We start from the raw sequence: 25143 nt of genomic DNA, 5'->3' as shown, positions 1-25143 counted from the left end.
TCTCCACGGAAGGCGGGAAACGGGGAAGCGCCACGGCGGCGGGCGCAGGCGTGCGTCGAGCGGTGCTGCCGGCGGCGCCCATGGGCGCCAGGCCGTTACTGCGCTTGTTTCTGTTGCACCTTGGCGCCATCGCGCAGGGTGTCCGGCGGGTTCACCACCACCGACTCACCCGCGCTGACGCCCTTGAGGATCTGGCGGTCCTTGCCCATCGCCTGGCCGGCCTCGACCGTGCGCTGCTGCACGCGGCTCTGGTCGCCCAGTACGAAGGCAACCGAGGCGCCCTCGCGCTGGACCACCGCGCCAGCCGGCACGCGCACGCCCTGCGGTTTGGCGGCCGCCTGCGGCTGCGCCTGCTCCAGGAAGCTGACCCGCACGCCCATCTCCGGCACGATGCGCGGGTCCTTCACCTTCAGCGCCACGCGCACCTTCACCGTGGCCTTGCCGCGGTCGGCAGTGGGGATGATGGCGATGACCTCGCCCGGAATCTTCCACTCCGGATAGGCGTTGAGCGTGGCTTCCACCGGCATCTTCGGCTGCACGCGGCCGATGAAGGCCTCGCCGACCTCGACTTCGATCTCCAGCGAGTCCATGTCGACGATGGTGCCGATGCCGGTACGGGTGAAACCACCGCCCGCCGACAGCGGCGAAACGATTTCGCCCGGCTGCGCGGCCTTGGCGGTGACCACGCCGGAGAACGGCGCGCGCACGATGTTGTTGTCTACGCCCAGATCGGCAATGGCCAGCTGGTCGTTGGCGACCTTGACGTTGCGCTGGGCCGTTTCCAGCTGTGCACGCAGGCTGTCACGCTGGGCCACGGCCTGGTCGTACTGCGAACGTGACACCAGCTGCTGGCCGACCAGCGCCTGCAGGCGGCTGGCTTCGGCGGCGGCCTGCTTCTGCTGTGCCTCCAGCCCGGCCACCTGGCTGCGCGCGGCCTGCAACTGCGAGGCATACAGGCTGCGCTGCGCATCGGCATCGATCGGATCCAGCGTGGCCATCACCTGGCCGGCTTCGACCCGCATGCCTTCCTCGATCATCACCTCGCGCACCTTGCCGGTGATCTTGGCCGACACCGTGGCCATGCGCCGGGCGACTACATAGCCGCTGGCGTCGAGCACCGAACTGCTGGCGTTGCCCTGCTGGATGGCCACCGCAGGTGCGGTTTCCACGTCTACCGCCGGCGTACGCCCGAACAGGGCGAAGGCAGTAGCGGCCAGCAGCAACACGACCACGATGATCGCGATCCACAGCCAGCGGCGGCCACCACCACTGCCACTCCCTCCGGAGGCGGGCGGCGGGGACTTGCGGTCGATACGGAGTTCCTTCAACAGCTCGGCAGAAGCGTTCATTCGTTCCATCACAGGCGTTCGGGCGGGTGTGACCGGAAGGGCGGACGGCGGCGGTTCCGGCGGTGGAGCGTGCGGCACAGCATGAAGGCAGGCACAGCGATGACGGCAGTGACAGCTGTCACCCGATGACACTGACGGCGGCAACTGCGAAATGTGACCACGGCGGCACAGGATGGCAACGTCCCCGCTACCGGTACCGCCCATGGATCCGATCGCCCCGTCGCTGGCCCGCCTGCAGCAGGTGCAGGTGCGCTACCGTGACCATACCGCCCTGCAGGGCATCGACCTGCAGGTCCGCGCTGGCCAGGTGCTGGCATTGCTGGGCCGCAACGGTGCCGGCAAGAGTACCGCGATCAGCGTGCTGTTGGGCCTGCGCCGCGCCGATGCCGGCCAGGTCGAGCTGCTCGGTGGCGACCCGCAGCAGCGCAGCAGCCGCCTCGGCCTGGGCGTGATGCTGCAGAGCACCAGCCTGCCGCCGATGCTGCAGGTGGACGAACTGGTGGCGCAGGCCAGCGCCTGCTATCCGGACCCGATGCCGCTGCAGGAGGTGCTGCAGCGCGCAGGCCTGCAGGCACTGGCAGGCCGTCGCTACGGTCAGCTGTCCGGTGGCCAGCAGCGCGCGGTGCAGTTCGCCATCGCGCTGTGTGGCCGCCCGCGCGTGCTGTTCCTGGACGAGCCCACCACCGGCCTGGACATCCAGGCGCGGCAGGCGATGTGGCAGGCGATCCGGCAGCTGGTGGCCGAAGGCTGCGGCGTGCTGCTGACCACCCACTATCTGGAAGATGCCGAAGCGCTGGCGCAGCAGGTGGTGGTGCTGGAGCAGGGCCGGGTGCTGGCCGATGCACCGTTGAGCGAGCTGCGCCTGGCCGATCGGCCGCGCCGCATCCGCTGCCGCAGCGTGCTGACTGTTGAAGACGTACAGCAATGGCCGGGTGTGCAGCAGGTGCAGCGTGACGGCGAGCATCTGCAGCTGCTGGCGAGCCCGGCCGAGCCGGTGGTGGCACGCCTGCTGGCCGCCGACGCGCAGCTGCGCGAGCTGGAAGTACAGGGCGCGGCGCTGGCCGACGCCTTCCTCGACATGACCCGGGAGGCCGCATGAACATCCTTGTCCGTACCACCGGATTGCCGCTGCCTGCATGGCGCCAGGCACTGCGCCCCTACCGCGCCGAGCTGCAGGCCGAACTGCGCCGGGCCTGGCGCACGCCGGCATTCGCGGTGCCCTCGCTGCTGTTCCCGGTGCTGTTCTATCTGCTGTTCGGCGTGCTGCTCGGGCGCGGTCATGCGCCGCTGTACCTGCTGGCCACCTACTGCGTGTTCGGTGCGATGGCCCCGGCTCTGTTCGGCTTCGGCGTGCAGCTGGCCCTGGACCGCGAAGGCGGCCTGCTGACCCTCAAGCGCGCACTGCCGATGCCTGCTGCGGCGCCGCTGCTGGCGCGGCTGGCGATGGCGGTGATGTTCGCGCTGCTGGTGGCGTCGGTGCTGATCGGCGTCGCGCGCGTGCTGGGTGGCGTGCAGCTGCAGGCGTTGCAGATGGTGCAGCTGCTGGCGGTGGCGGGCCTGGCGGCGCTGCCGCTGGGGGCGATTGGCCTGCTGATCGGCAGCCATGTCAGTGCCAGCGCGGCACCGGCGATGGTCAATCTGGTCTACCTGCCGCTGGCCCTGTTGTCGGGCCTGTGGCTGCCGCTGTCTGTGCTGCCCACGCTGTTCTCGACGATGGCCCCACTGTGGCCGACCTGGCATCTGGCGCAGCTGGCGCTGCCGGTGGTCGGGCTGCCGTCGGTGGGCAGCGTGGCCGGCCACCTGCTGGTGCTGCTGGCGGTCACCGTGGTGGCGCTGCTGCTGGCGCGCCGTCGCCTGCGCCGGATCGGCTGAACTGGCATGATCGGCAGCGATCGTCCCCGCCTGGATTCTCCCGTGTCGTCGAGCTGGCTTGCGTCCCTGCTGCGCCCTGCGCCGGATTCGGCCGTGGCCGAACTGCTGCGGCGTGGCAAGTCGCCCTGGAGCGGTGCGATCCACCTGCTGTGGTCGGTCTGGATCTTCCTCACCCCGGTGCTCGGCAATGGCTTCACGGTGCGCTGGCTGCTGCTGACCGTGGCCAGCTATCCGCTGTTCCTGCTGCTCTATGCGAAGGTGATGCTGGCGCCACGGCACCACGCATGGCGCTATGCGCTGGGCATGATCGTGATGGCCCTGGTACTGCTGCCCTGGTACCCCTCGGGACTGAGCTACTTCGTGTTCGGCTGCGTGATGATCCGCATGAGCGGGCGCAGCAGCTGGTGGGCGTACCTGCTGCAGCTGACCGCGCTGAACCTGCTGTTCTGCGGCACCGCGCTGTACTTCGGCTATCCGTGGCAGGCCATGGTGTGGATGCCGGCGGTGTCGTTCATCGTCGGGCTGGTGGTGAACGTGGAGGCCCTGAGCCAGCAGCGCGACGTTGCCCTGCAGCTGTCGCAGGACGAGGTGCGGCGACTGGCCACCACCGCCGAGCGCGAGCGTATCGGCCGCGACCTGCATGATCTGCTGGGGCACACGCTGTCGCTGATCACGCTGAAGCTGGAGCTGGCACGCAAGCTTTACGATCGCGATGACGCGCGTGCACGGCAGGAGATCGGCGAGGCCGAGGACATTGCACGCGAAGCGCTGGCACAGGTGCGCAGTGCAGTGACCGGCATCCGCGCCAGTGATCTGGCGGGGGAACTGGCGTCGGCGCGTCTGCTGCTGGAATGCCAGCAGGTGCACCTGCAGTACACGGCGCCGCCAGCGATGCCGGTGGAGGTGGAACGCGGGCTGGCGCTGGTGTTGCGCGAGGCCGCCACCAACATCGTGCGCCATGCGCAGGCGACCCGGGTGCAGGTGGATTTCATGCTTGAGGAACGACAGTTGGCGATGCAGATACGCGACGACGGCCGTGGCGGCGTGCAGGCCGAGGGCAATGGGTTGAGTGGCATGCGTGAGCGGGCCGCAGCACTGGGGGGCCAGCTGACGCTGCAGTCGCCGCGCGGGGCGGGTACCGTGCTGACGGTGCGCGTGCCGTTGATGGCCGCGACCACGCCGCTGTCGTCCACGTCATTGGCGCAGGACGGTGCCGCATGATCCGCATCCTGCTGGCCGAAGACCAGGCGATGGTGCGCGGTGCACTGTCGGCGCTGCTGGGCCTGGAGCCGGACATCGAAGTGCTGGGCAGCGCTGCCGACGGCGAGGCGGCGTGGCGCATGCTGCAGCAGCTGCAGCCGGACATCCTGGTCACTGACATCGAAATGCCCGGCCTGTCCGGGCTGGAACTGGCCCAGCGCATCGCCCGCCACGAGCTGCCGATCAAGGTCGTGATCGTGACCACCTTCGCCCGTGCCGGCTTCCTGCGCCGCGCGCTGGAAGCGGGCGTGCTGGGCTACCTGCTGAAGGACGCACCGGCCGAGAACCTGGCCGATGCCCTGCGCAAGGTGAAGCAGGGCATCCGCGCGATCGACCCGCAGCTGGCACTGGATGCGTGGTCGCAGGCCGACCCGCTGACCGACCGTGAGCGCCGCGTGCTGCGGCTTGCGGGCGAGGGCCGCACCGCCAGCGAGATCGCCGAGCAGCTGGGGTTGTCGCACGGTACGGTGCGCAACTACCTGTCCGAGTGCATCGGCAAGCTGGGCGTGGCCAATCGGATCGAGGCGTACCGGCTGGCGCGGCAGAAGGGGTGGTTGTAGCAGCGCCCTGCCTTTCCCGGTGATGTCATTTCCGCGACCGCGGGGGGGTGTCACTTTCTTTGCTCGTGCACCACGCTGCAGGAGCAGCGTGGAACGGCGTAGCCGGCCCGCAGGGTGGCGCACATGGATGTGCGCCATCAAGAAAGTAACCAAAGAAACACGCCGCCAGAGCGCGAGCCGTCGCTGCGCGCCGGTTCCCTGCGCTTCTCGGTGAATCAGGGGACGGCGCCGAACTCGCTGCGCTCAGACACCGGCGCCTCTTCGCCCCTGATTCCCCTGCGATGCTCGGCTCGCTCAAGGCGGACCCAACGTCAAAGGCAAAAGCTGCACCCAGTAGATCCACGCCATGCGTGGATGCTCTTGCTGTTGATCTTGACCTTCCAGTCCGCCTTGAGCGAGCCGAGCACCGCAGGTCCGGCGAGGGCGAAGAGGCGCGGGTGTTTGAGCGCAGCGAGTTCCCGCGCCGTCCCTCGACGGGCCGAGGAGCACAGGGCACCGGCGTGCGCAGCACGTCGGCTCGCGGCCGGCGGAGCGTTTCTTTGGTTACTTTCTTTGCGCGCAAAGAAAGTGACACCCCCCCGCGGTCGCGGAAATGACATCACCGGGAACTCCCGGCGAACCCGCTCAATCCTTCCCGCGCGCCATCGCCTGGAACACGCCATCGCGCCGCACCCACAGGTGGAACAGCGCCGCACCCACATGCATCAGCACCGTGGCGAACAACACATACGCCAGCAGGCTGTGCGCGTTGCGCAACGCGGCATACAGCGCCGGGGTATGCGGCACGATCGGCGGCAGGTGCAGGCCGCCCCAAAGCACGATCGGGTAACCGCCGGCCGAGAGCATCGCCCAGCCGATCAGCGGCATCGCCAGCATCAGCCCGTACAGCATCCAGTGCGACGCCTTGGCCGCCATCACCTGCCACACCGGAAGATCCGCCGGCAGTGGCGGCGGGCGATGGCGCAGCCGGTTGTACAGGCGCAGCAGCACCAGTAGGCCAATGGCGATGCCCAGCGGACGGTGCAGGTCGATCAGCATCGGCCGCAGGTGCAGCGAGGCGACCATGGTCACGCCGATGAACAGCATGGCGATGATCATCAGCGCCATGGACCAGTGCAGCACGCGCGCGAGCAGGTTGAAGTGGCCGTTGCCGGTGCTCATCGTGCGGCCTCCTTCGGTTGCTCGACGTTGCCGGTGGCGCGCTCGCGTTCGCGGCGGTTGAAGGACTGCGAGTACACGGCGGAGCGGGCCGCCAGGATCGGATCGTCACTGCCACGCACGCCACTGGGCAGGATCAGCGGATCGAAATTGATCTGGCCGCACGCGCCCTGTTCCTGCGACTGCATGCGGTTCAGACTGAGCACGCCGGCCACCACCTGGTCACGCGTTTCGGGCCACGGTACCGACGGATCATCGATGGCATCGCCGGGCTCGGCGGTGGTCACGACCAGGTTCCAGCGCACTGGACCGCTGGTCAGGCGCTGCTGCAGTTCCTGGCTGAGGAAATCGACGCTGGCGTTCTTGCGCGTTTCCGCATCCATCTCGACCACCGGCGCCTGCGGCTGCCAGCGCCAGCGCACCGCGCGCTTCTGGCCCTGCGCGTTGGTGAACCAGAAGCTGTTGACGCTGTTGAAGGTGGTGTCGGCCCAGCTGCTGGTCCACGGCGCGGTCTTGGCCCACTGCTGGAACGCTTGTGCACTGAGGTATTTCGCCAGCACCGCGGCCATTTTCTGCGGGTCGGGCTTGCCGGTGGCCGGGTCCGGGATGGAGGCGCGCGTCTGCTCGTAGAACGCCTCGGCGTTGGGCACGGCGAAGAACGGGAAGCTGTTCATCGCCATGCGCCATTCCTGGCCATCATCGCTGACCATCTGCACCGCGAGGCTGCGTACGCGCGCGGTGTTGTCGGCGCCGTACGGGTCGCCGCCGCCGATCGACAGGCGACCCATCACCGGCACGCGGCGCTGCGAGAACACGCGGGCGCTGGACAGGGTGGGGGCCTGCGCACTGGGTTCGAACCAACCGCTTACACACACGCCCTTGCTGTGCGCACGGCGGAAGCCCGGATGGGCCGTGCCGGTGGCCTCGATGGTGTCGGTGAAGCGCTGCGCGGTCAGGCGGCCGCCAATCCAGCCGGCCAACCAGGCGAAGGCCAGCGCCACCGCACCCAGAATGAGTGCGATCAGTGCGATCCAGAGCAGGGGGGAATGCTTGCGCGGTGCGCCCGGCGTCTGGCCAGCGCGGGTGTAGCGGAAGAGCGACATGGTCGGAGTCCTGCCTTCACGGAGCGTGTGGGTGGTCGACCCACACATCCTCGCAGAACCCTTCCAGGCCCGGTATTCAATTTTTCGTCAAGTTTGCCGGGGACGGCGTGCCGACCAAGGTCGGCACCCACCCGATCAGCTGTAGCGCTGCTTCAGCATCGCCCACGCCGAGCGCAGCGCCAGCGCTTCGCCGCCAGCCGGCCGGCCCGGGCGTTCGCCGTCGTTCCAGGCATACACGTCCAGATGTGCCCAGCGCTGGCCGTCTTCCAGGAAGCGTTCCAGGTACAGCGCGGCGGTGACCGAGCCGGCCATGCGCGAGCCGGCGTTGGCCAGGTCGGCGATGCCGCTGCTCAGGTAACGCAGGTAGGGGCGCCACAGCGGCATGCGCCAGACCGGGTCGCGGGTCGCGTCGCCGGCCTGCAGCCACTGCTGGGCCACGCTGTCGTCGTTGCTGAAGAGCGCCGGCAGGTCCGGGCCCAGCGCGATGCGCGCGGCGCCGGTGAGGGTGGCGAAGTCCAGCACCAGGTCCGGTTTCTGCTCGCTGGCGAAGGTCAGCGCATCGCACAGGATCACGCGGCCTTCGGCGTCGGTGTTGTCGATCTCCACGCTCAGGCCCTTGCGGGTGGCGATCACTTCGCCCGGGCGGAAGGCATCGGGGCCGATCGCGTTTTCCACCGCCGGCACCAGCAGGGTCAGGCGCACCGGCAGGCCGCGCGCCATCACCAGGCCGGCCAGGGCCAGTGCATGCGCGGCACCGCCCATGTCCTTCTTCATGTTGCGCATGCCGTCGGCCGGTTTGATGTCCAGGCCGCCGGTATCGAAGCACACGCCCTTGCCGACCAGCACCAGTGCCGGATCGGTGTCCTTGCCCCAGCGCAGCACGACCAGGCGCGGTGCGCGGTGCGAGGCGCGGCCGACGGCATGGATGGCCGGGAAGTTCTGCTTCAGCAGTTCATCGCCGGTGATCGCCTCGACCTGCGCACCGTGCGCATCGGCCAGCGCGCGCGCGGCGTCTTCCAGCTGCTGCGGACCCATGTCTTCGGTCGGGGTGTTGACCCAGTCGCGCACGCGCAGGCTGGCGGCGATCAGGTCGGCCACTTCGCCGGTCGGCTCAGCCACCAGGCGTGCCGGTGCACGGTGGCGCTTGCGGTAGCGATCGAAGCGGTAGCTGCCCAGGCCCCAGCCCAGCTGCAGCAGCGCCAGTTCGGCGGCCGGCAGTTCGCTGGCCAGCTGCCACACGCTGCCTTCCGGCAGGGCATGCGGGGCATGCGAGTAGCTGTAGGCATCGCCACGATCACCCACGCCGATCACCGCACCGGCCAAGCCATCGGCGCCGGGCAGCAACGCCGTGGTGAAGGCACCGGCGGTGAAGCCCTGCGACGCCAGCCATGCCTGGGTGGCGGCCGGCTGGCCGTCCTTCCAGGACGCGAACTGCTCGCGGTCCAGCACGTACAGCGGCAGTGCTGCGGCGGTGTCGGCAGTGAAACCAGTGATCTCGCTCATGCGTCAGGTACTCCGGGGTGCGGCAGCGTCGAGGTTGGCATCCAACCAGTCGGCCAGGCCGGTGAGGGTGTCGAACTGCAGGTCCGGCTGCAGCTGCGGATGGGTCCAGGTGGCTGCTTCGCGGTTGATCCAGCAGCCGCGCAGGCCGGCGGCGATCGCCCCGGCCACGTCCATTTCGGCGTGGTCGCCGACGTGCAGTACCTGTGCCGGCGCAACACCCAGGCGGGCGCAGGCGGCGTGGAAGATGCTCGCCTCCGGCTTGGCCGCGCCGTGTTCGCGCGCGCCCAGCTGGAAGGCGAAATGATGGGCCAGGCCGATCCGCTCCAGATCGGCATTGCCGTTGCTCAGCGCCGCCACCGGCACCCGCGCGGCAATCCGCGCCAGTGCGTCGATCGCATCGGGGTAGCACTCGACCTGGTTGCGCGCGGCGAAGAACACGTCATACGCCGGCTCCAGCAGATCCAGGCTGGCACCACTGGTGTGCAGCGCTTCGTGCAGGGTCAGCCGGCGCAGTGCGCTCAGGTCGTGATGGAGGTGCGGATGGGCGTGGTACAGGCGCTCGCGCAGTTCGCGCATCGCCGCCACCGGATACATCTCGGCCGTGGCGGGGCTGTGTTCACGCATCCACTCGTGCAGGACCAGGTCGATGCGGGCGCCGATCGGAGCGAACGGCCACAGCGTGTCGTCAAGGTCGAGGGTGATGGCTTGGACGGGGAAATTCACCCCGCCATTCTACCCCTGCCCGCGCGGGCTTTCATTCCAGCAGACGCGCCCAGCCCTGCATCCCGTCCAGCCGCGCCAGCACCAGCTTGATGCAGACCAGCAGCGGCACCGCCAGCAGCAGGCCGATCATGCCCCAGGCCCAGCCGAACACCATCAGCGCCAGGATCAGCACCAGTGGCGACAGTTTCATGCGACGGCCCAGCACGATCGGGGTCACCATCTGCCCTTCCAGGGTGTGCAGGCCCAGGTAGGCGGCGGCTGGCAGCAGGGCCTGCAGCGGGTCGCGGAATTCCACGAAGCCCATCAGCAGCATCAGCGCCACGCCGATCAACGGACCCACATACGGAGCGAAATTCAGCAGTGCGGCCACCGTGCCCCACAGCAACGCTTCCTGCAGGCCGATGCCGAGCAGCATCAGTACGCCGGCGAACACCAGCCCGACCAGGGTGTTGATCACGCTGATGGTCAGCACATAGCGCGACACCTCGCGCTCGATCGAACGCAGGATGTCACTGGTGAAGCGCTGCTGCTGACGGTTCGGGAACAGGGCGATCGCCGCGCGTTGCAGGCTCTGCCCGTAGATCATGAAGAACAGGGTCAGCAGCACCACCGCCAGCACCGAGGCGGCCAGCCGCGGCGCACGGGTCAACATGCGGTACGGGTCATCGAGCTGGGCGCGGATCACCTGCACCTTGCGGTTGCTGTCGCCACCGGCAACACGGGCGAAGTTCTCCGCAGCCTGGTTGGCCTGCTGCACCGGCTTGGTCAGGTCCTGCACCTGGCGGGCGATCTTGCGCAGCTGCTGCGGTGCTTCCTGTGCCCATTCCATTGCCGGGCCGATCAACTGCACCGCCAGCGAACCGGTCACGCCCAGGCCCGCGCCGAGGGTCAGCAGAGCGCCCAGCGCACGTGGAATCCACAGCTTCTGCAGCAGGCGCAGGATCGGATTGCCGACCAGTGCGAAGAACATCGCCAGCAGCACCGGCAGGATGATGTCCTGTGCCGCCCACAGCGTGTAGCCCACCGCCAGGGTCGCCAGCACCACCAGCGACATCGGTCCGCGCGGACGCGACGGTGGCGGCAACGGGGCGTCGGGCTGTTCGGGGCCGGCCGGTGACGGGGACAGGAGGGACTCGCTCATCGACGCACCAACCGGGAAGGGGAGCGCATTATCCGCCGGCCGCGATCGGCGCGGCGGATTCCATGGATCAACGTTCGGACAGCTCGGTAGCCGCTTCGGCCGGACGCGGTCCGCGCAGGTCCGGTTCCGGTTCTGGCTCCGGCACGGAACGTGGAGCCGGTGCCGGCCGTGGCTCGGCAGCGGAGGCCGCCGCCTGTGCCAGTTCGCTGGCTTCGTCGGCTTCCTCAGCCGCGTCGTCGGCAGTGGCTGCGGCCTGCGCCGCCATCGCCGTGGCGAACGCCGCCTGTGCACTGGCGAACAGGTTCGAGACCGAACCCACCATCTGCAGCCAGCGGGCACCGTTGACCTTGCCCGGCACTTCCAGCTTGCCGGCGATGAAGCCACCGGCCAGGCCGACCACCACGATGCGCAGCGGCGACCAGCCCTTTCGCCAGACGTCGCTGAGTGTGGACCAGTGGTCCTGGGTTTCGCCCAGGCGCACGGTCACCACCTGTTCGCAGCGTTTCACCCGCCGTTGCAGCGCGCCGAACTTCATGGCTTGCCCTCGGGCAGCTGCACCTCGGCATCGGGATCGTCTTCGCTGGGTTCGTCGAACAGGCCCAGGCGTGACAGCTGGCGCCGGGTAGCGTGCATGCCGGTGTGGTGGAAGAAGTAGGACACCCGCCAGATCGCATAACCGGTGACGGCCAGGCTCAGCAGCGAGGTGATCAGCAGCGCCTGCAGCCAGCTCAGGCCCCAGCTCTGCAGCAGGGCGATGAGGGTGGCGGCCATCAGCAGCCAGGCCGAGGCACCGAACACGATCGCCACGCCGGCCCAGGCCAGCGCGCGACCGAATGCACTACGCGCCAGCGCGAAGTCGGCCGAGGCCAACCGGCGCAGCGAGCGCAGCGTGTGCTTGGCAGAATCGGCAGCGGCACGACCGGCCGCGCCGACCTGGCGGATGCTCTCATCCAGCGGCGGGGTAGCCGCCGGATCAGGCGCTTGCGCGTTGTCTTCGCTCACGCCGCGGCTTACTTGTCGCTGCTGCCGCGGGCCAGCTTGGCGATGATCCAGCCGGCAGCGAAGGCGACACCGAACGAGGCCAGCGGACGTTCACGGATCAGCTCAGCGGCGCTGTCGATCAGGTCCTTGCCCTTGTCCATCAGCGCGTCGACCTGTTCCTTGGCGGCTGCACCACCAAATTCGGCGGCGGCCAGGCCGGACAGCGCGCTGTCGGACAGTTCAGCCTTGACGTTGGCCTTGCCGATGCGCAGTTCGTCGCCGGCTGCGCCGGTTGCACCCTTGATCGCACCGCCGGCGGCCGACGCGGCCTGCTTCAGGTGGGAACCGGCTTCACCCAGGTGTTCCTTCAGGTTCTCGGTATTGGTGGGGCTCATCGAATCACTCCTGTTGCGATGGGGGAACGGGAGTCGGCGGTGCCGACCTGGACTGACAGCAATAGCATTGCCGGGGTATAGGGGGTGTTACGGCAGGGCGATCAGCGCATCACGAGCTGGCCCTGCTGCTGGCCATTGTTGCGCAGCACGCGTATCACCAGGGTCGGCGGGCGCTGCTGGAAGTTGGCGCGCCAGCTGGCCAGGTCGGCGAATTCGCCCACGGTGGCATCGGTGATGATGTCGCCCTGCTGCAGGCCGTTGGTGGCCGCGCGGCTGCCGCGCTTGACCTCGCTGACCAGCACGCCACCGACACCGGACTGGCGCAGCGACTCGGGCAGGTCGACGAAGGTGGCCCCGGTCAGGCGCGGGTCCAGGCTCTCGCCGGTGACCGCGCGCGCCTGTTCCTTCAAGGTTGCCTTGATCTGCAGCGGCTTGCCCTCGCGGCGCACGTCCAGCGTCAGCGTGCTGCCGACCGCCGCCAGGCCTTCCACGTTGTGCAGGGCTTCGGCGCTGTCCACGCGTTGGCCGTTGGCCGAGACCACCACGTCGCCCGGCTTCAGGCCGGCGGTCGCAGCGGCCGAACCGGCCAGCACGCGGGTGATCAGCGCACCACGGGTTTCACCCAGGCCCAGGCCCTGCGCGATCTGCGCGGTCAGGTTCTGGCTCTCCACGCCCAGCGTGCCGCGCACCACTACGCCGTGCTTGACCAGCTGGTCGACCACGCTGCGCGCCAGGTTGGAGGGGATCGCCAGGCCCAGGCCGATGTTGCCGGCCATGCTGCCCTGCGGGTTGAAGCTGGCGGTATTGATGCCGACCAGCTGGCCCTGCAGGTCGACCAGTGCGCCACCGGAGTTGCCCGGGTTGATCGACGCATCGGTCTGGATGAAGTTCTGGTAGCCCAGCCCGCGGATGCCGCTGCGGCCCACCGCCGAGACGATGCCGGAGGTGACCGTCTGGCTGAAGCCGAACGGGTTGCCGATGGCCACCACGAAGTCACCGACCCGAAGCTGGTCGCTGTTGCCGAGCTTGATGTCGGTCAGGTTCTGCGCCGGGATGCGGATCAGCGCGATGTCGGTATCGCGGTCCGAACCGAGGAACTCGGCCTTGACCGTGCGCCCGTCGGCCAGTGTCACCTGCACGTCATCGGCGTTGTCGATGACGTGGTGGTTGGTCAGCACCAGGCCCTCCTTGGCGTCGATGATCACGCCCGAGCCCAGCGATTCGTTGATGCGTTCCTGCGGGATGTCCGGGAACAGGCGGCGGAAGAACGGGTCGTTGAAGAAAGGGTTGCGCACGCGCACCACCTGCTTGGTGTTGACGCTGACCACGGCCGGCATCGCCTTCTCCAGCATCGGTGCCAGCGACGGCACCGCCTGTCCGGCCACCGAGGCCGGCAATGCCGCCGTGGTCGGCAGTACCGCAGGCAGCGGTGCGGCGTCGGCACGGTTGTCCAGGTGGGCATTGATGCCGGTGGCAACGAAGCCACCGAAGGCGGCGGCGATTGCGAGCGTGAGCAGGGTGGGAAGCGGTCGCATGGGAGTCGGTTCGCTGGCGTGGGTGGGGGCGGTTCGGCCCTACGGTAAAACAAGCTGAATGAGTGTGTCGCGATCTGGATAAATGCGCCATGAAAACCGGGCGCGCGGAACGCGGGTCGGCGTCGCCATCTGTGGGGCGGTGGCGACAACGTCGGGCGTGCTTCGCAATGTGCCGACGTCTGCCGAAGCGCGTGTGGATACAGGCCGATACTTGCGCAGTTCTGCGCATCCTGGTGCCGCGATGCGCCATATCGCATGCCTTTCGCAGTACTCGGGCAGGTGCACGCAGGCAGCACCTGCCGCTACCCGCACCGTGCGGCGCAGCACTGAAAAAAAGGGGTTTCCTGTCAACCCGCTGTGCTCGAGAGGGTGCTGGGCTACACCATTACCGTCGCAGCAGATGCGATTGCGGGCGCACGCCCCGTTCCACGATCGTCAATGTCGGTATAGCATCGCCCCGTTTTGATACTTAAGGCCCGCAGGAGGGCAACATGAGCAACGGTAATGGTGTGTCGGTCGTGACCGACGCCGTCGAGAACGTCAAAGAAACCGCCACCAACGTTGGCGAGACCATCGCCCACGCTGCCGAAGACGCAGTGAAGTCGGTCAAGAAGACCGTCAAGCGCGCCACCAAGGCTGCCGGCACCCGCGTTGCCAAGGCCAAGAAGGCCGTGGCCAAGGTCGAGAAGACCGTTGCCAAGAAGGCCGAGAAGGCTGCCAAGTCGGTCGGCAAGACTGTTGCCAACGCCAAGAAGAAGCTGGAAGCCGCCAAGAAGAACGCCAAGGCCGAAGCCGCTGCCCTGAAGAAGGAAGTGGCCAAGAAGAAGGCGGCTGCAGGCAAGGCCGTGACCAAGAAGGCCGCCGCTGCCAAGAAGACCACCAAGGCTGCCACCAAGGCTGCTGGCAAGAAGGTCGCTACCGTGAAGAAGGCTGCCACCAAGAAGGCCGCCGTCGCCAAGAAGACCGTTGCCAAGAAGACCGCGGCCGCCAAGAAGGTTGTCGGCAAGAAGGTCGCCACCGCCAAGAAGGCCGTGGCCAAGAAGACCGTCGCCGCCAAGAAGGTCGCTGGCAAGAAGGCCGTGGCTGCCAAGAAGGTTGTCGGCAAGAAGGTTGCCGCTACCAAGAAGGTCGCCACCAGGAAGACCGCGGCCGCCAAGAAGGTTGTCGGCAAGAAGGCTGCTGTCGCCAAGAAGGCCGTCGGCAAGAAGACCGCTGCTGCCAAGAAGGTTGTCGGCAAGAAGACCGCCGTTGCCAAGAAGGCGGTGGGCAAGAAGGTTGCCGCCACCCGCAAGACGGTCGCCAAGAAGGCTGCGCCGCTGAAGAAGGTCGCCGCCAAGAAGGCTCCGGCCAAGAAGGCCGTGCGCAAGGTCGCCAAGCGCAAGTAATCGCGCCGTGACCGAAGGCCCTGCCACCCAACGGGTGGTGGGGCCTTTCGCGTTTCTGGGGCACGGTCTGGGGCAAGATGCAGGTTCTTCCTGCAGGAGCCCCGGGCATGCGTGGTATCGACTTCAGTTCCTGGCAGGGCGTGCTGTCCACGTTGGCCGGCCTGGTCCTGATCACCCTGCTGGGCGTGGGCATCCGCCTGCTGGTGATGCAGACCCTGCAACAGCGCCGCGAACGCGAGAACCGGCAGATCAACGAACGGCTGCGCACGCTGATGGCGGCCTACAAGACCCTGGGCGGGTCGTTCACTGGCGAACTGGGTGTGGATCCCAGCCATCGCCGCGACCTGCGCCAGCGCGAAAATGCCGAAGGCATCGCCGAACCCCGCTCGGATCGCGCGCGCCGCATCCGCGATGCGGTTGAAGCGGCACTGTCGGACATCCTGTTGCTGGGCACCGACGAGCAGGTGCGGCTGGCCGCGCGTGCGGCCAACGAACTGGCACAGGGGCGGCCGGTGCACCTCCACGAACTGGTGGTCTCGCTGCGCGACTTCGTGCGCGAAGCGCTGGATCTGGCCCCCATCCCGACCGACCTGCAGATTCCACCGCAGGGCCCGACCCGGCCCGCTGCCAGTGGCGGTGGCAAGAGCCGCAACGATGGCGATGCCAAGGGCGGTCGTGCGGGTGGTGGCGGTGGTGGCGGCGGTGGCGGTGGCGGAATGGGGGCCGGAATGGGCGGCATGGGCCTCGGTGCCGGCGCCGCACTGGGCGCCGGCCATGCCGCTGCCAGCGATGAAACGGACGCGCGCTGAGCACGTCCGCCGGGTTCAGCGCGTCAGCTCGTAGATCGGCACGAAGCCGCCGTAGATCATCCGCGCACCGTCAAACGGCATCGGATTCTTCGTTGGATCAAACCGCGGGTCTTCCATCATCTTCTTCATACCGGCGTCGCGGGTCGATTTGTCGGGCCATTCGATCCAAGAAAACACCACTGTCTCGTCCGGCGTGGCTTTCACCGCGCCGAAGAAATCGGTGGTCTTGCCGTGCGGCACGTCATCGCCCCAGCACTCCACCACGCGCAGTGCGCCGTACTCGATGAAAACGGGATCCCCTGTGCGTGCATGGGCGAGGAACTTCTCCTTGTTGGCGGTGGGAACCGCCAGGACGAAACCATCGATGTAGCTCATTGCCTGCCTCCGGATGGACCGTGCCGCATGCACGGCCTTCAAGTACACGACGAACCAGGGCGCCGTGGATCGACATCCTGTGTGTGCCTGTTCAGCCGGGGCCGCCGGGCAGCGGCGCCAGCACCGTCTCCGGTGGCTGCTGGCCGGCCAGGTGGCGCACGAAGTAGTCCCACATGCGGTGCGTGTAGGTGGCGTCGTTGCGGAACAGTTCGTGGTCCTGCCGGGCCAGGTACAGCAGGTCGTAGCTGCGCTGGGCCGTGTTCAGGGCGGCGGCCAGCTGCAGGGTCAGCGCCGGCGGCGCGTTCTCGTCCAGTTCGCCATAGACCAGCAGCAGATGCCCGCGCAGGTCGCCGGCCAACGCTGCATTGTCGAGCCCGGCAAACGGCGCCGGCACGCCATCGGCCAGGGGTGTTGGCGGCAGCACGCCACCGAACAGCCGGTCCATGCCGTGCAATGCACCGCCGTACATGCCCTGGAAATTGTGGCTGCCGGCCGAGGCCACGCCCACCTTGTAGAACGCCGGATAGCGCAGCAGGGCGCGCGCTGCACTGTAACCACCGAACGAATGCCCGTAGATGCCGACCCGCTGCAGGTCGATGCCCCGGTAGCGTTCGCCCAGCTGGCGCAGCGCAGCCACATGGTCATCCAGCTGCACATCTGCCCCGTGCAGGAAGCTGCTGTCATGGAACGCCCTGTCGCGGCCACCGGTGCCGCGCGCGTCGATGCTGACCACCACGAAGCCCAGTTCGGCCAGGCTGGCGCGTGACACCGGATTCAAGGCGGACACCGCCTCGGCGTAGGTCACCGGCGCATTGCTGACGAAGGAGCCACCGTACATCGCGTCGATCACCGGAAAGCTGCCGTCATCGCGATAGTCGCGGGGCAGGTAGACGGTGGCGAAGATCGGCGTTCGCCCATCGGCGGCCAGCAGCCGTTCGCGCCGTGGTGGGCGCCAGCCGGCAGCAACGATCGCGCTGTCATCGGCTGTTTCCAGCACCATCACTTCACGGCCGTCATCGTTGGCCCGCAGCACGGTGCGTGGTGGCTGGTCGAGACGGGAAACGGTATCCACCAGATAGCCACCGCCAGGCGACAGCGCCTGGGGGCCCCGCCCGCCGAACAGCGCGCCGGTACCGGCATCGGCCATGTGGTCGTTGCCATCGGCGGCCAGGCGCTGGACCGGTCCACCCTGCAGCGATACCCGGTACAGGCCGCGCACGTAGGGGTCGCCACCGTGGACGCCGCCGGCGCTGAAGTACGCCCAGCCACCTGCCGCATCTACGCCCAGCAGGTCACGCACCGCCCATTGGCCGCCGGTGAGCTGGCGCAGCACTTTACCGTCGGACAGGCGCACCCGGTACAGGTGGCCCCAGCCATCGCGCTGCGAGAACCATACAGCCGCGTCCTGGCCGGGCAGGATGGCCACCGCTGGCCGGTTGTAGGAATACACGTTGAGCTGCAGGCGGGTGTCGCTGGCCTCTTCCAGAACCGTGCGCAACGCGCCGCTGTTGGCATCGATCTCCACCAGGCGCAGCCTGCGCGGTGCGCCGAAGTGCGCGATCACGGCATACAACCGGTCGCCGTCCCAGCCGAGTACGCCGGCTTCGCTGAGGGTGTTCCAGCCTTCCGGCAAGGCGATGTCATGCTGCTGGCCGTTGCGGGTGTCGACCACATACAGGCTGTCGCGCACCTGCCGGGTGTCACCCAGCAGCCCCAACTTCACCGTATGCACGCGCGGCCGCGCGCTGTTGGCCGGGCTGCTTTCCAGATAGGGGTAGTCCTGCAGCGCGCGTTCGTCGTAGCGGATGCCGGCCACGTAGCGGCCATCCGGTGACCAGCCGACCGCGAACGGCCGCGTCGGCATCCGGCCCTGGCGGCGTGGAATGCGGCGCAGGGTGAAGTCCGGCAGCACGCCAAAGCCATGATTGGGTTCACCGCCGCTGGTCAGCGCTCGTGCTGCCATTCCGGGCGACTGCAGCCACAGGTTGTGATCGCGTACCTGCAGCCAGGCATCACCGCCGGGCGATGGCAGTGCATCGGTCGCTGGCGCTGCATCCTGCGAACGCGCGCACTGCAGGCGTGGCCATTGACAGCTGATCGCCGCCTCGCCGTTGAACTGCAGGCGCAGGCCTTCATCCAGTACCTGCACGCTGTTCAAGCGCAGGCGTGGTCCGCTGGCACCGAGAGGTGCCAGCGCAGCGTCCAGCGCATCGGGTTCGAACAGGACCTCGCGTGTGGCCTGGACTGGATCGACCAGTACCGCCTGGCGCCGGCCCTGCGCGTCTTCACGTTCGTACCAGAAGCGGCCGTCGGCCAGCCAGTTGGGCAGGATCGAGGCATTGCGCAGCGCACCGAGCAGATGACTGTCATGCACGCGTTCGGCGCGTTGGTAGTCAGCCGCCTGCAACGCGTGCGCAGGGGGCATCGGGAACAGGGCCGCGCAGGCCAGGAGGGCGGCGCGAACAGGCATCAGCAGCGGATCGGAAACGTGCAAGGCAACCTCCTGTTGCAATCGACGACGAATCACAAATGCACGCGCGCCGCGCGCGTATGCCAGAGACAGCCTGAATCAAGGCAAAAAATTCAGCAATGCGAAGACCGCTGTTTTCAGGGAGCGTTGTGGCGAATAACGGAGAATTTACATTCCCGATGCGATGGCGCCCTGGCGCTGCTGCACACCATAAGAAAGTAAAGGTGTACCCCCATGAAGAATTCGCTGATTGCTCTGGCCCTGGCCGCTGCCCTGCCGTTCACCGCCTCGGCTGCTGAGAACCTGTCGTACAACTACGCCGAAGCCGACTACGCCAAGACCGACATCGACGCGTTCAAGGCCGACGGCTGGGGCGTGAAGGGTTCGTACGGCTTCCTGCCGAACTTCCACGCTTTCGGTGAGTACAGCCGCCAGGAAATCGACCACACCAACATCAAGCTGGACCAGTGGAAGATCGGCGCCGGCTACAACGTTGAAATCGCTCCGACCACCGACTTCGTTGCCCGCGTTGCCTACCAGAAGCGCGACCAGAAGCACGGCCTGGACTTCAACGGTTACAGCGCTGAAGCCGGTATCCGTACCGCCTTCGGTGCCCACGCCGAAGTCTACGGCATGGTCGGCTACGAAGATTTCTCGAAGAAGCACGGCATCAATCCGGAAGGCCAGTGGTACGGCCGCCTGGGTGGTCAGGTCAAGCTGAACCAGAACTGGGGCCTGAACGGCGAGCTGAAGATGAACCGCGACGGCGACAAGGAATACACCGTCGGCCCGCGCTTCAGCTGGTAACTGCTTCCTCGGCGCGCCTGCGCGCCGAAGATGCCTCGACAGGCCCGGCCCATGCCGGGCCTGTTGCGTTTCCGGCTGGGCAAACGCTACCTGACCGTGTCGCGGCGGAAGGGCGGCATTGCAACGAATTGGATTCCGCAGGCGTCGGCTGCGCCCTAGGGTGAGTGGCCTGTTCTGCAGGAATGCAACCATGCCCACGTTTCCGTCGCCCCGCGATTCTCCCTGCCGCCTGTTGCTGCTGGATCCGCACCCGCTGTTGCGGCATGGCGTGCAGGAAGTCCTGGCCCGGCAGGCGGACCTGCAGGTCGGTGGAAGCTACGGTCGCAGCGGTGATCTGCTGCAGCGCCTGCAGCAGCAGGCGGCCGCGATCGATCTGCTGCTGGTCGACGCCTTGCCGATCGGTGACAGCGGCGAAGGCCTGGAACTGCTGCGGCACCTATCACGCCATTGGCCGGCAGTGCCGATCCTGGTGTTGTCCGCGCACTGCAACGCGGGTGTCGTGTCCTTGGCCCTGCAGGCCGGTGCGCGCGGATTCCTGTCCAAGGCCTGCGCGCCGCAGACGCTGCTGCGGGCAGTGAGCGTGGTTGCCCGTGGCGGGCGCTTCGTGCCGCCGGAACTGCGTGCACAGTTGAACCAGTCCCGCCGGCAACGCCAGCAGCCCGTGCGTCCACCACGGTTGAGTACGCGCGAGCGCACCGTCCTGCAGTGGGTGCTGCGCGGCTGCAGCACCGGCGAGATGGCACGCCGCAGTGGGCGTACAGCCAGCACCATCAGCACGCAGAAGCGAGCGGCTTACCGCAAGCTGGGCATCCGCAACGATGGCGAGCTGTTCCGCTTCCGCCATCTGATCGACGCCGAGCGAGGCGGCGTTACTCGCCCTGGTACTGCTTCTCTTCCACCAGGGCTGAACCGGCCACGCGGTTGATCTCGTTCTTCACCTGCACGCGCTCGCCATTGGTGCCATAGACACCACGCGCCAACTGGATGAAGGCATCGTCGAACACCTGGGCCGCTTCCTTGTCGCGCAGCTGGTCCTGGATGTCCCACATGCGCTCGTTGATCGCCTTCAGCTGCTGCTTCAGCACGGCCAGCGCCGGCTGAGCCTGCAGCTGCAGCTGCAGCAACGGCAGCAGGCCGTCCAGCTCGGTGCGCACGTTGCTCAGCTTGGCGGCATCGTCGATGCGCTCGGCCTTGATCTCGAGAATGGTGATCTTGTCGATCAGCTCGCCGATCGATACCGGAGTCAGGATGGCGTCCACGCAGTTGGTTCCTGGAAACAGGGCGCCATGATACCGCGCTGCTGGCATGTGGCCCCGGTCCGCGGGATTTACGCCGAATTTGCGCCACGGGCCCGGCAGCACCCTCGATCCGTTACGGCCACCGCCTCGACACTGCGGTCCCGGCGGCGTGACCGCCTTCGACGAGGAACACAGTGCAGTGAACAGCAAGGGGATGATGGCGGCAGTGGTGGCCGCCCTGGCAGGGCTGCTCGGCATCGGCACCGCCCAGGCGCAGGTGCAGGTGAGTGGCAGTGCCGCATTGACCAGCGATTACGTGTGGCGCGGCAGCTCGCAGAGCGACGGCGACCCGGCGGTGCAGGCCGGCGCGAAGGTCTCGATCCCATCGGGCTGGTACGCCAGCGTTTGGGGGTCCAACGTATCGTTCAAGCCGGACAACGGCGCGCGCAGCGAGTTTGACCTGGTGGCCGGTTGGAGTGGTGCACTGGCACCGGACTGGGCACTGGATGCCAACCTGACCCGCTACGTGTACCCGGGCACCGGCCGCGCGCTGGACTGGACCGAGCTCAATACCACCGTGACCTGGAAGCAGCGCGCCTGGCTGCAGCTGGCGCATTCCAACGACGCGCTGGCGGGCGGCCGTCGCGGCACCTACGCCCAGCTGGGTGTGCGGGTGCCGTTGCACGAACGGTTCCGCCTTGAAGCTGCGGTAGGCCAGTACTGGCTGGCCACCGCACAGGGGCCTGATTACCTGCATGGCCAGCTCAGTGCCATCGCCTCGCTGACCCCGGCATGGGAACTGCGCGCCACCGTGCATGACACCGACAACGCAGCGAAGCGGCTGTTTCCGGGCAATGCCGGCGGACGCTGGGAGCTGGCGCTGCAGGGCAGCTTCTAGTCAGTCACCGAAGCCTGGCGCGCGCGCAGCGCGCCGGGCAGCCACAGCAGCAGGGCCAGCATGGCCACCGCAGCACCGGCCACGCAGACGCCGGTCCAGCCGAAGCGCTGGTAGACCTGCGCCGACAGCAGCGAACCCAGCGAACCGCCGATGAAGTAGCCGGTCATGTAGCCGGCATTGAGGCGGTTGCGCGCTGCCGGTTGCAGTGCATAGATCAGGTTCTGGTTACTGACGTGCAGCAGCTGCGCGGCCAGGTCCAGCACCACCACGCCGACCAGCAGCGCCAGCAGCGAGTGTGCCGACAGCCCCAACGGCAGCCACGAGAGCAGCAACAGCATCAGTGCGATGGCAGTGGCACGCCCGGTCTGGCCGCGGTCGGACATGCGCCCGGCCAGGCCCGCAGCCAGCGTGCCGGCGGCACCGACCAGCCCGAACAGGCCGATGGTGGCATCGCTGTAGGCGTAGGGCGGTTGTGCCAGCAGGAACGCCAGCGGCGTCCAGAAGATCGCGAACATGGCGAAGCTGCAGGCGCCCAGCAGGGTGCGCTGGCGCAGCACCGGCTCCTGCACGAACAGCACGCCGATCGAGCGCAGCAATGCGAAATAGCCGAGGCCGGCGCTGTGGTGAAATCGCGGCAGGCCGCGCTGCAGCGCCAGCGCGGTCAGCACCAGGGTGCCGGCGGCGATCGCATACACCAGGCGCCAGTCGCCCAGGCTGGAAAGCAGGCCGGCCACGGTGCGCGCCAGCAGGATGCCCAGCAGCAGGCCACTCATCAATGTGCCGACCACGCGGCCACGATGTTCCGGCGCGGCCAGCGTGGCCGCAAACGGCACCAGTACCTGCGCCACCACCGAGAACAGGCCGGTGATCGCGGTGCCGACCAGCAACCAGGTCAGCGACGGTGCACAGGCACTGATCACCAGCCCGCCTGCCGACAGCAGGCTCATCACCACGATCAGGCGGCGGCGTTCGAACAGGTCTCCCAGCGGCACCAGCAGGATCAGTCCGGCGGCATAGCTCAGCTGTGCGGCAGTGACCACCATGCCGACCTGGCCGAATGGCACGCCGAAGGCATCGGCGATGGTGTGCAGCAGTGGCTGCGCATAGTAGTTGCTGGCCACGGCCACGCCGGTAGCCACCGACATCAGCAGCACCTGCCAGCGGTGCAGAGGGGGGAGGGACGGACTCACGCGGTATTCCACAAAGCGGGATGCACAGTGTCCGCCTGCTGCGGCCATGATGGAAATGAATCATCATCATCCATGCCATCTGGAAACGAGATAGTTGGATGAATCTCAAGCAGCTCGAGTTTGCCGTCGCCCTGGCCGAAGAGGGCAATTTCACCCGCGCCGCAGAACGCTGCCACGTGGTGCAGTCCGCGTTGAGCCACCAGATTGCCTACCTGGAGCAGGAACTGGGCACAACGCTGTTCGAGCGCCTGCCTCGCCAGGTGCGGGCCACCGCCGCCGGCGAGGCGCTGCTGGTGCATGCACGCCTGGTGCTGGCCAGCCTGCGCCACCTGCGCGCCGACGTGGCCGCCGTTACTGGCGAGGTGCGTGGCCTGCTGGCGATCGGGCAGATCTCCTCGCTGACCGACATCGATGTGGTGGCGATGCTGGCGGCCTTCCAGCAGGCGCACCCGCAGGTGGAGTTCCAGCTGCGGGTCGACAAGAGCGAGGACCTGATCGCGCAGGTGCAGTCGCGAGAGCTGGACGTGGCGCTGGTCGGATTGGCGCCGTCGGCAGGGCTGGACGGGGTCTGCCACCAGATGCTGCAGGAAGAAGACCTGGTGGCGGTGCTGGCGCCGTCACACCGCTTGGCCCGCCGCAAGCGGCTGCCATTGACCGAACTGCAGGACGAGGCGCTGGTCGACTTTCCGCGCGGCACCGGTGCGCGACGGCAGACCGACGATGCCTTCGCTGCCGCTGGCCTGCCGCACACGGTGCGCTTCGAGGTCAATCTGATGGAACTGATCGAGCGCTTCGTCCGCCATGGGCTGGCGGTTGGCATCGTGCCAGCGTTGATCGCCGACGGGTTCCAGGGGGTGGTACAGATTCCGCTGCAGCCGACCCCGACCCGCCGCGTGCACCTGGTCTGGCAGCGACTGCCGACACCGGCGGCGCGGGCGTTCGTCGAGGCCGTGCTCAGCCGCGCAGGCGCAGGCTCAGGCCCTTGAGGAAATTGCGCAGCATCTGGTCCAGGCAGCGCCGGTAGTTGGTGTGCCCGGGCTGGCGGAACAAGGCGCCCACTTCCGACTTGGAGACGTTGAAGCCGGCGCTGGCGAAGATCTCCATCAGATCGACGTCGCGCAGCTGGAAGGCGACGCGCAGCTTCTTCAGCACCAGGTTGTTGTCGATGCGGGTTTCCACCGCACGCTGCGGCTGGCTCTCATCGCGACCGCGCAGGTGCACGATCAGGCCGTCGAGGAAGTGCGCCAGCGCGCTGTCGCTCATCGCTTCGAAACCGGCTTCGTCCTCGCGGCGCAGCCAGGCTTTCACCTGTTCCGGATCCACGGCGAAGGCGGGGTCGGCCATCTGGCACAGGGTCACCACGTGGTGGTCGCCCAGGTCCAGGGAGTAGCGCACGCTGCGCAGGACATCGTTGTTGATCATGGCCCCAATTGTACCGGTCACCCCGACAGGCGGGGCCGGATCTGGCCGATCAGGCAACGCAACCCCCGGCCGACGGTGCCAGAATGGGGGTCTGGTTTTTCCCCTGGAGTTGCCTGATGACCCGCACTGTCCTGATTACCGGCGCCACGTCCGGCTTCGGCGCCGCCGCCGTCCACCGCTTCGCCCAGGCGGGCTGGAAGGTGATCGCCACCGGCCGCCGCGGCGAACGCCTGCAGCCGCTGGTCGAGCGCTACGGCAAGGACGTGGTGCATGCCGCCGCCTTCGACATCCGCGATCCGGTGGCGATGGAAGCGGCGCTGCTGGCACTGCCGCCGGCCTTTGGCGAGATCGATCTGCTGGTCAACAACGCCGGCCTGGCGCAGGGCACCGCGCCGGCACAGAGCGCCAAGCTGTCGGACTGGACCACGATGATCGACACCAACATCACCGCGCTGGTGACCCTGACCCACCGCCTGCTGCCGCAGCTGGTGGAGCGCAAGGGCGCAATCATCAACATTTCGTCGGTGGCCGGCGTCTATCCGTACCCGGGTGGCAACGCCTACGGTGGCACCAAGGCCTTCGTCAGCCAGTTCTCGCTCGGCCTGCGTTCGGACCTGCACGGCACCGGCGTGCGCGTGACCACGATCGAGCCGGGCATGGCCGAAACCGAGTTCACCGTGGTGCGTACCCATGGCGACCAGGCTGCATCGGACAAGCTCTACACCGGCGCCAACCCGATGACCGCCGAAGACATCGCCGAACAGATCTTCTGGGTGGCCAGCCTGCCGCCGCACCTGAACATCAATCGCCTGGAACTGATGCCGGTCAGCCAGTCCTTCGCCGGTTTCCAGGTCGCCCGCGAAGGCTGACGTTCATTTGTAGAGTCGAGGGGGGGGGGGGGGGGGGGTGGGGGGGGGGGGGGGGGGGGGGCGGGCTGAGAAAAAAATGAGAGGTGGGGGGGGGGGGTGT

Annotated in this window: 26 protein-coding genes; 11 read left to right on the top strand and 15 right to left on the bottom strand. The window is 67.9% G+C overall.

Going from position 1 to position 25143, the window contains the following annotated elements; translation table 11 throughout:
- Positions 1-95: 95 nt before the first annotated feature.
- Positions 96-1349, bottom strand: coding sequence for an efflux RND transporter periplasmic adaptor subunit (locus tag V3B25_RS14615; RefSeq protein WP_329810891.1), 1254 nt, complete (start codon positions 1347-1349; stop codon positions 96-98).
- 202 nt (positions 1350-1551) lie between these two features.
- Here V3B25_RS14615 and V3B25_RS14610 point away from each other — a divergent pair, with 202 nt between their 5' ends.
- The 4 genes from V3B25_RS14610 to V3B25_RS14595 are packed head-to-tail and all read left to right on the top strand — an operon-like array spanning position 1552 to position 5041.
- Entirely contained in the window at positions 1552-2448 is an 897-nt protein-coding gene (locus tag V3B25_RS14610) for an ABC transporter ATP-binding protein (RefSeq protein ID WP_201117882.1), read from the top strand.
- The gene (locus tag V3B25_RS14605; protein WP_329810890.1) at positions 2445-3221 is read left to right on the top strand and encodes an ABC transporter permease; all 777 of its coding nucleotides are present in this window, start codon (positions 2445-2447) and stop codon (positions 3219-3221) included. The genes V3B25_RS14610 and V3B25_RS14605 overlap by 4 nt, the downstream gene beginning before the upstream one ends.
- Positions 3222-3227: 6 nt before the next feature.
- A complete protein-coding gene (locus tag V3B25_RS14600; protein ID WP_189720411.1) occupies positions 3228-4442 on the top strand; it encodes a sensor histidine kinase in 1215 nt (404 codons plus the stop codon).
- The gene (locus tag V3B25_RS14595) at positions 4439-5041 is read left to right on the top strand and encodes a response regulator transcription factor (protein ID WP_005407733.1); all 603 of its coding nucleotides are present in this window, start codon (positions 4439-4441) and stop codon (positions 5039-5041) included. The genes V3B25_RS14600 and V3B25_RS14595 overlap by 4 nt, the downstream gene beginning before the upstream one ends.
- 624 nt (positions 5042-5665) lie before the next feature.
- Here the strand turns inward: V3B25_RS14595 and V3B25_RS14590 are convergent.
- The 9 genes from V3B25_RS14590 to V3B25_RS14550 all read right to left on the bottom strand — a co-directional run bounded on the left by V3B25_RS14590 (position 5666) and on the right by V3B25_RS14550 (position 13580).
- Positions 5666-6202: a cytochrome b gene (locus tag V3B25_RS14590; protein WP_201117891.1), complete on the bottom strand. Its 537-nt coding sequence runs from the start codon at positions 6200-6202 to the stop codon at positions 5666-5668.
- Entirely contained in the window at positions 6199-7302 is a 1104-nt protein-coding gene (locus V3B25_RS14585; RefSeq protein WP_329810889.1) for a catalase family peroxidase, read from the bottom strand. Before V3B25_RS14585 ends, V3B25_RS14590 begins: the two co-directional genes overlap by 4 nt.
- Before the next feature lie 135 nt (positions 7303-7437).
- Positions 7438-8805 carry a M17 family metallopeptidase gene (locus tag V3B25_RS14580; RefSeq protein ID WP_049398105.1) on the bottom strand — a complete coding sequence of 456 codons (1368 nt, stop codon included), beginning with the start codon at positions 8803-8805 and terminating at the stop codon, positions 7438-7440.
- Positions 8806-8808: 3 nt separating this feature from the next.
- Positions 8809-9528, bottom strand: coding sequence for an HAD-IA family hydrolase (locus V3B25_RS14575; protein WP_032128162.1), 720 nt, complete (start codon positions 9526-9528; stop codon positions 8809-8811).
- A 31-nt stretch (positions 9529-9559) separates the two neighbouring features.
- Positions 9560-10669: an AI-2E family transporter gene (locus V3B25_RS14570; RefSeq protein WP_329810888.1), complete on the bottom strand. Its 1110-nt coding sequence runs from the start codon at positions 10667-10669 to the stop codon at positions 9560-9562.
- Positions 10670-10736: 67 nt separating this feature from the next.
- Positions 10737-11204, bottom strand: coding sequence for a protein sip-5 (locus V3B25_RS14565; RefSeq protein WP_329810887.1), 468 nt, complete (start codon positions 11202-11204; stop codon positions 10737-10739).
- Positions 11201-11671, bottom strand: a complete 471-nt coding sequence (locus tag V3B25_RS14560; RefSeq protein WP_049398102.1) for a phage holin family protein — start codon at positions 11669-11671, stop codon at positions 11201-11203. The genes V3B25_RS14565 and V3B25_RS14560 overlap by 4 nt, the downstream gene beginning before the upstream one ends.
- Before the next feature lie 8 nt (positions 11672-11679).
- On the bottom strand, positions 11680-12045 hold the full coding sequence (locus V3B25_RS14555) for a hypothetical protein (RefSeq protein WP_032128158.1): 366 nt from the start codon (positions 12043-12045) through the stop codon (positions 11680-11682).
- 101 nt (positions 12046-12146) lie between these two features.
- Positions 12147-13580 carry a Do family serine endopeptidase gene (locus V3B25_RS14550; protein ID WP_049421476.1) on the bottom strand — a complete coding sequence of 478 codons (1434 nt, stop codon included), beginning with the start codon at positions 13578-13580 and terminating at the stop codon, positions 12147-12149.
- A gap of 491 nt (positions 13581-14071) precedes the next feature.
- Between V3B25_RS14550 and V3B25_RS14545 the strand changes: the two genes are divergently transcribed.
- Positions 14072-14965 carry a hypothetical protein gene (locus tag V3B25_RS14545; protein ID WP_049435203.1) on the top strand — a complete coding sequence of 298 codons (894 nt, stop codon included), beginning with the start codon at positions 14072-14074 and terminating at the stop codon, positions 14963-14965.
- A 107-nt stretch (positions 14966-15072) separates the two neighbouring features.
- Positions 15073-15774 (top strand): hypothetical protein, encoded by a 702-nt coding sequence (locus V3B25_RS14540; protein WP_329810886.1) that lies wholly within the window; start codon positions 15073-15075, stop codon positions 15772-15774.
- Between the two features lie 15 nt (positions 15775-15789).
- Here the strand turns inward: V3B25_RS14540 and V3B25_RS14535 are convergent, their stop codons facing one another.
- Together V3B25_RS14535 and V3B25_RS14530 are read right to left on the bottom strand one after the other, a co-directional pair.
- Positions 15790-16149, bottom strand: coding sequence for a DUF1428 domain-containing protein (locus tag V3B25_RS14535; protein WP_005420538.1), 360 nt, complete (start codon positions 16147-16149; stop codon positions 15790-15792).
- A gap of 91 nt (positions 16150-16240) precedes the next feature.
- A complete protein-coding gene (locus V3B25_RS14530) occupies positions 16241-18643 on the bottom strand; it encodes a DPP IV N-terminal domain-containing protein (protein ID WP_329810885.1) in 2403 nt (800 codons plus the stop codon).
- 210 nt (positions 18644-18853) lie between these two features.
- On the opposite strand from V3B25_RS14530, the gene V3B25_RS14525 reads away from it, so the two are divergent.
- Together V3B25_RS14525 and V3B25_RS14520 are read left to right on the top strand one after the other, a co-directional pair.
- On the top strand, positions 18854-19426 hold the full coding sequence (locus tag V3B25_RS14525) for an Ax21 family protein (protein WP_032130335.1): 573 nt from the start codon (positions 18854-18856) through the stop codon (positions 19424-19426).
- A gap of 190 nt (positions 19427-19616) precedes the next feature.
- Positions 19617-20351, top strand: a complete 735-nt coding sequence (locus V3B25_RS14520) for a response regulator transcription factor (RefSeq protein ID WP_329810884.1) — start codon at positions 19617-19619, stop codon at positions 20349-20351.
- Here V3B25_RS14520 and V3B25_RS14515 read toward each other — a convergent pair.
- Positions 20296-20685: a DUF6165 family protein gene (locus V3B25_RS14515; protein WP_032130333.1), complete on the bottom strand. Its 390-nt coding sequence runs from the start codon at positions 20683-20685 to the stop codon at positions 20296-20298. The genes V3B25_RS14520 and V3B25_RS14515 overlap by 56 nt on opposite strands.
- 178 nt (positions 20686-20863) lie before the next feature.
- Between V3B25_RS14515 and V3B25_RS14510 the strand changes: the two genes are divergently transcribed.
- Positions 20864-21562 (top strand): TorF family putative porin, encoded by a 699-nt coding sequence (locus tag V3B25_RS14510; RefSeq protein WP_100470168.1) that lies wholly within the window; start codon positions 20864-20866, stop codon positions 21560-21562.
- Here the strand turns inward: V3B25_RS14510 and V3B25_RS14505 are convergent.
- Positions 21559-22800: an MFS transporter gene (locus V3B25_RS14505; protein ID WP_180838493.1), complete on the bottom strand. Its 1242-nt coding sequence runs from the start codon at positions 22798-22800 to the stop codon at positions 21559-21561. The two genes, V3B25_RS14510 and V3B25_RS14505, sit on opposite strands and share 4 nt — an antisense overlap.
- Before the next feature lie 50 nt (positions 22801-22850).
- Between V3B25_RS14505 and V3B25_RS14500 the strand changes: the two genes are divergently transcribed.
- On the top strand, positions 22851-23738 hold the full coding sequence (locus V3B25_RS14500; protein ID WP_329810883.1) for a LysR family transcriptional regulator: 888 nt from the start codon (positions 22851-22853) through the stop codon (positions 23736-23738).
- Here the strand turns inward: V3B25_RS14500 and V3B25_RS14495 are convergent.
- Positions 23707-24174, bottom strand: coding sequence for a DUF1456 family protein (locus tag V3B25_RS14495; protein WP_005411992.1), 468 nt, complete (start codon positions 24172-24174; stop codon positions 23707-23709). The two genes, V3B25_RS14500 and V3B25_RS14495, sit on opposite strands and share 32 nt — an antisense overlap.
- A 116-nt stretch (positions 24175-24290) precedes the next feature.
- Between V3B25_RS14495 and V3B25_RS14490 the strand changes: the two genes are divergently transcribed.
- A complete protein-coding gene (locus tag V3B25_RS14490; protein ID WP_019337645.1) occupies positions 24291-25043 on the top strand; it encodes an SDR family NAD(P)-dependent oxidoreductase in 753 nt (250 codons plus the stop codon).
- Positions 25044-25143 lie beyond the last annotated feature (100 nt).

Origin of the sequence: Stenotrophomonas sp. SMYL8, from assembly GCF_036320065.1 — a bacterium.
Classification (GTDB): Bacteria; Pseudomonadota; Gammaproteobacteria; order Xanthomonadales; family Xanthomonadaceae; genus Stenotrophomonas; species Stenotrophomonas maltophilia_A.
Note: the sequence above shows the minus strand (reverse complement) of the source record. Positions and strands in the feature narration are given on the sequence as shown.

Coding starts and splice junctions, on each gene's coding strand:
- V3B25_RS14555 (WP_032128158.1), bottom strand. CDS start 12,045: ATGAGCCCCACCAATACCGAGAACCTGAAGGAACACCTGGGTGAAGCC.
- V3B25_RS14585 (WP_329810889.1), bottom strand. CDS start 7,302: ATGTCGCTCTTCCGCTACACCCGCGCTGGCCAGACGCCGGGCGCACCG.
- V3B25_RS14500 (WP_329810883.1), top strand. CDS start 22,851: ATGAATCTCAAGCAGCTCGAGTTTGCCGTCGCCCTGGCCGAAGAGGGC.
- V3B25_RS14600 (WP_189720411.1), top strand. CDS start 3,228: ATGATCGGCAGCGATCGTCCCCGCCTGGATTCTCCCGTGTCGTCGAGC.
- V3B25_RS14540 (WP_329810886.1), top strand. CDS start 15,073: ATGCGTGGTATCGACTTCAGTTCCTGGCAGGGCGTGCTGTCCACGTTG.
- V3B25_RS14505 (WP_180838493.1), bottom strand. CDS start 22,800: ATGGCCGCAGCAGGCGGACACTGTGCATCCCGCTTTGTGGAATACCGC.
- V3B25_RS14490 (WP_019337645.1), top strand. CDS start 24,291: ATGACCCGCACTGTCCTGATTACCGGCGCCACGTCCGGCTTCGGCGCC.
- V3B25_RS14545 (WP_049435203.1), top strand. CDS start 14,072: ATGAGCAACGGTAATGGTGTGTCGGTCGTGACCGACGCCGTCGAGAAC.
- V3B25_RS14605 (WP_329810890.1), top strand. CDS start 2,445: ATGAACATCCTTGTCCGTACCACCGGATTGCCGCTGCCTGCATGGCGC.
- V3B25_RS14615 (WP_329810891.1), bottom strand. CDS start 1,349: ATGAACGCTTCTGCCGAGCTGTTGAAGGAACTCCGTATCGACCGCAAG.
- V3B25_RS14610 (WP_201117882.1), top strand. CDS start 1,552: ATGGATCCGATCGCCCCGTCGCTGGCCCGCCTGCAGCAGGTGCAGGTG.
- V3B25_RS14570 (WP_329810888.1), bottom strand. CDS start 10,669: ATGAGCGAGTCCCTCCTGTCCCCGTCACCGGCCGGCCCCGAACAGCCC.
- V3B25_RS14525 (WP_032130335.1), top strand. CDS start 18,854: ATGAAGAATTCGCTGATTGCTCTGGCCCTGGCCGCTGCCCTGCCGTTC.
- V3B25_RS14535 (WP_005420538.1), bottom strand. CDS start 16,149: ATGAGCTACATCGATGGTTTCGTCCTGGCGGTTCCCACCGCCAACAAG.
- V3B25_RS14595 (WP_005407733.1), top strand. CDS start 4,439: ATGATCCGCATCCTGCTGGCCGAAGACCAGGCGATGGTGCGCGGTGCA.
- V3B25_RS14495 (WP_005411992.1), bottom strand. CDS start 24,174: ATGATCAACAACGATGTCCTGCGCAGCGTGCGCTACTCCCTGGACCTG.
- V3B25_RS14520 (WP_329810884.1), top strand. CDS start 19,617: ATGCCCACGTTTCCGTCGCCCCGCGATTCTCCCTGCCGCCTGTTGCTG.
- V3B25_RS14590 (WP_201117891.1), bottom strand. CDS start 6,202: ATGAGCACCGGCAACGGCCACTTCAACCTGCTCGCGCGCGTGCTGCAC.
- V3B25_RS14580 (WP_049398105.1), bottom strand. CDS start 8,805: ATGAGCGAGATCACTGGTTTCACTGCCGACACCGCCGCAGCACTGCCG.
- V3B25_RS14565 (WP_329810887.1), bottom strand. CDS start 11,204: ATGAAGTTCGGCGCGCTGCAACGGCGGGTGAAACGCTGCGAACAGGTG.
- V3B25_RS14550 (WP_049421476.1), bottom strand. CDS start 13,580: ATGCGACCGCTTCCCACCCTGCTCACGCTCGCAATCGCCGCCGCCTTC.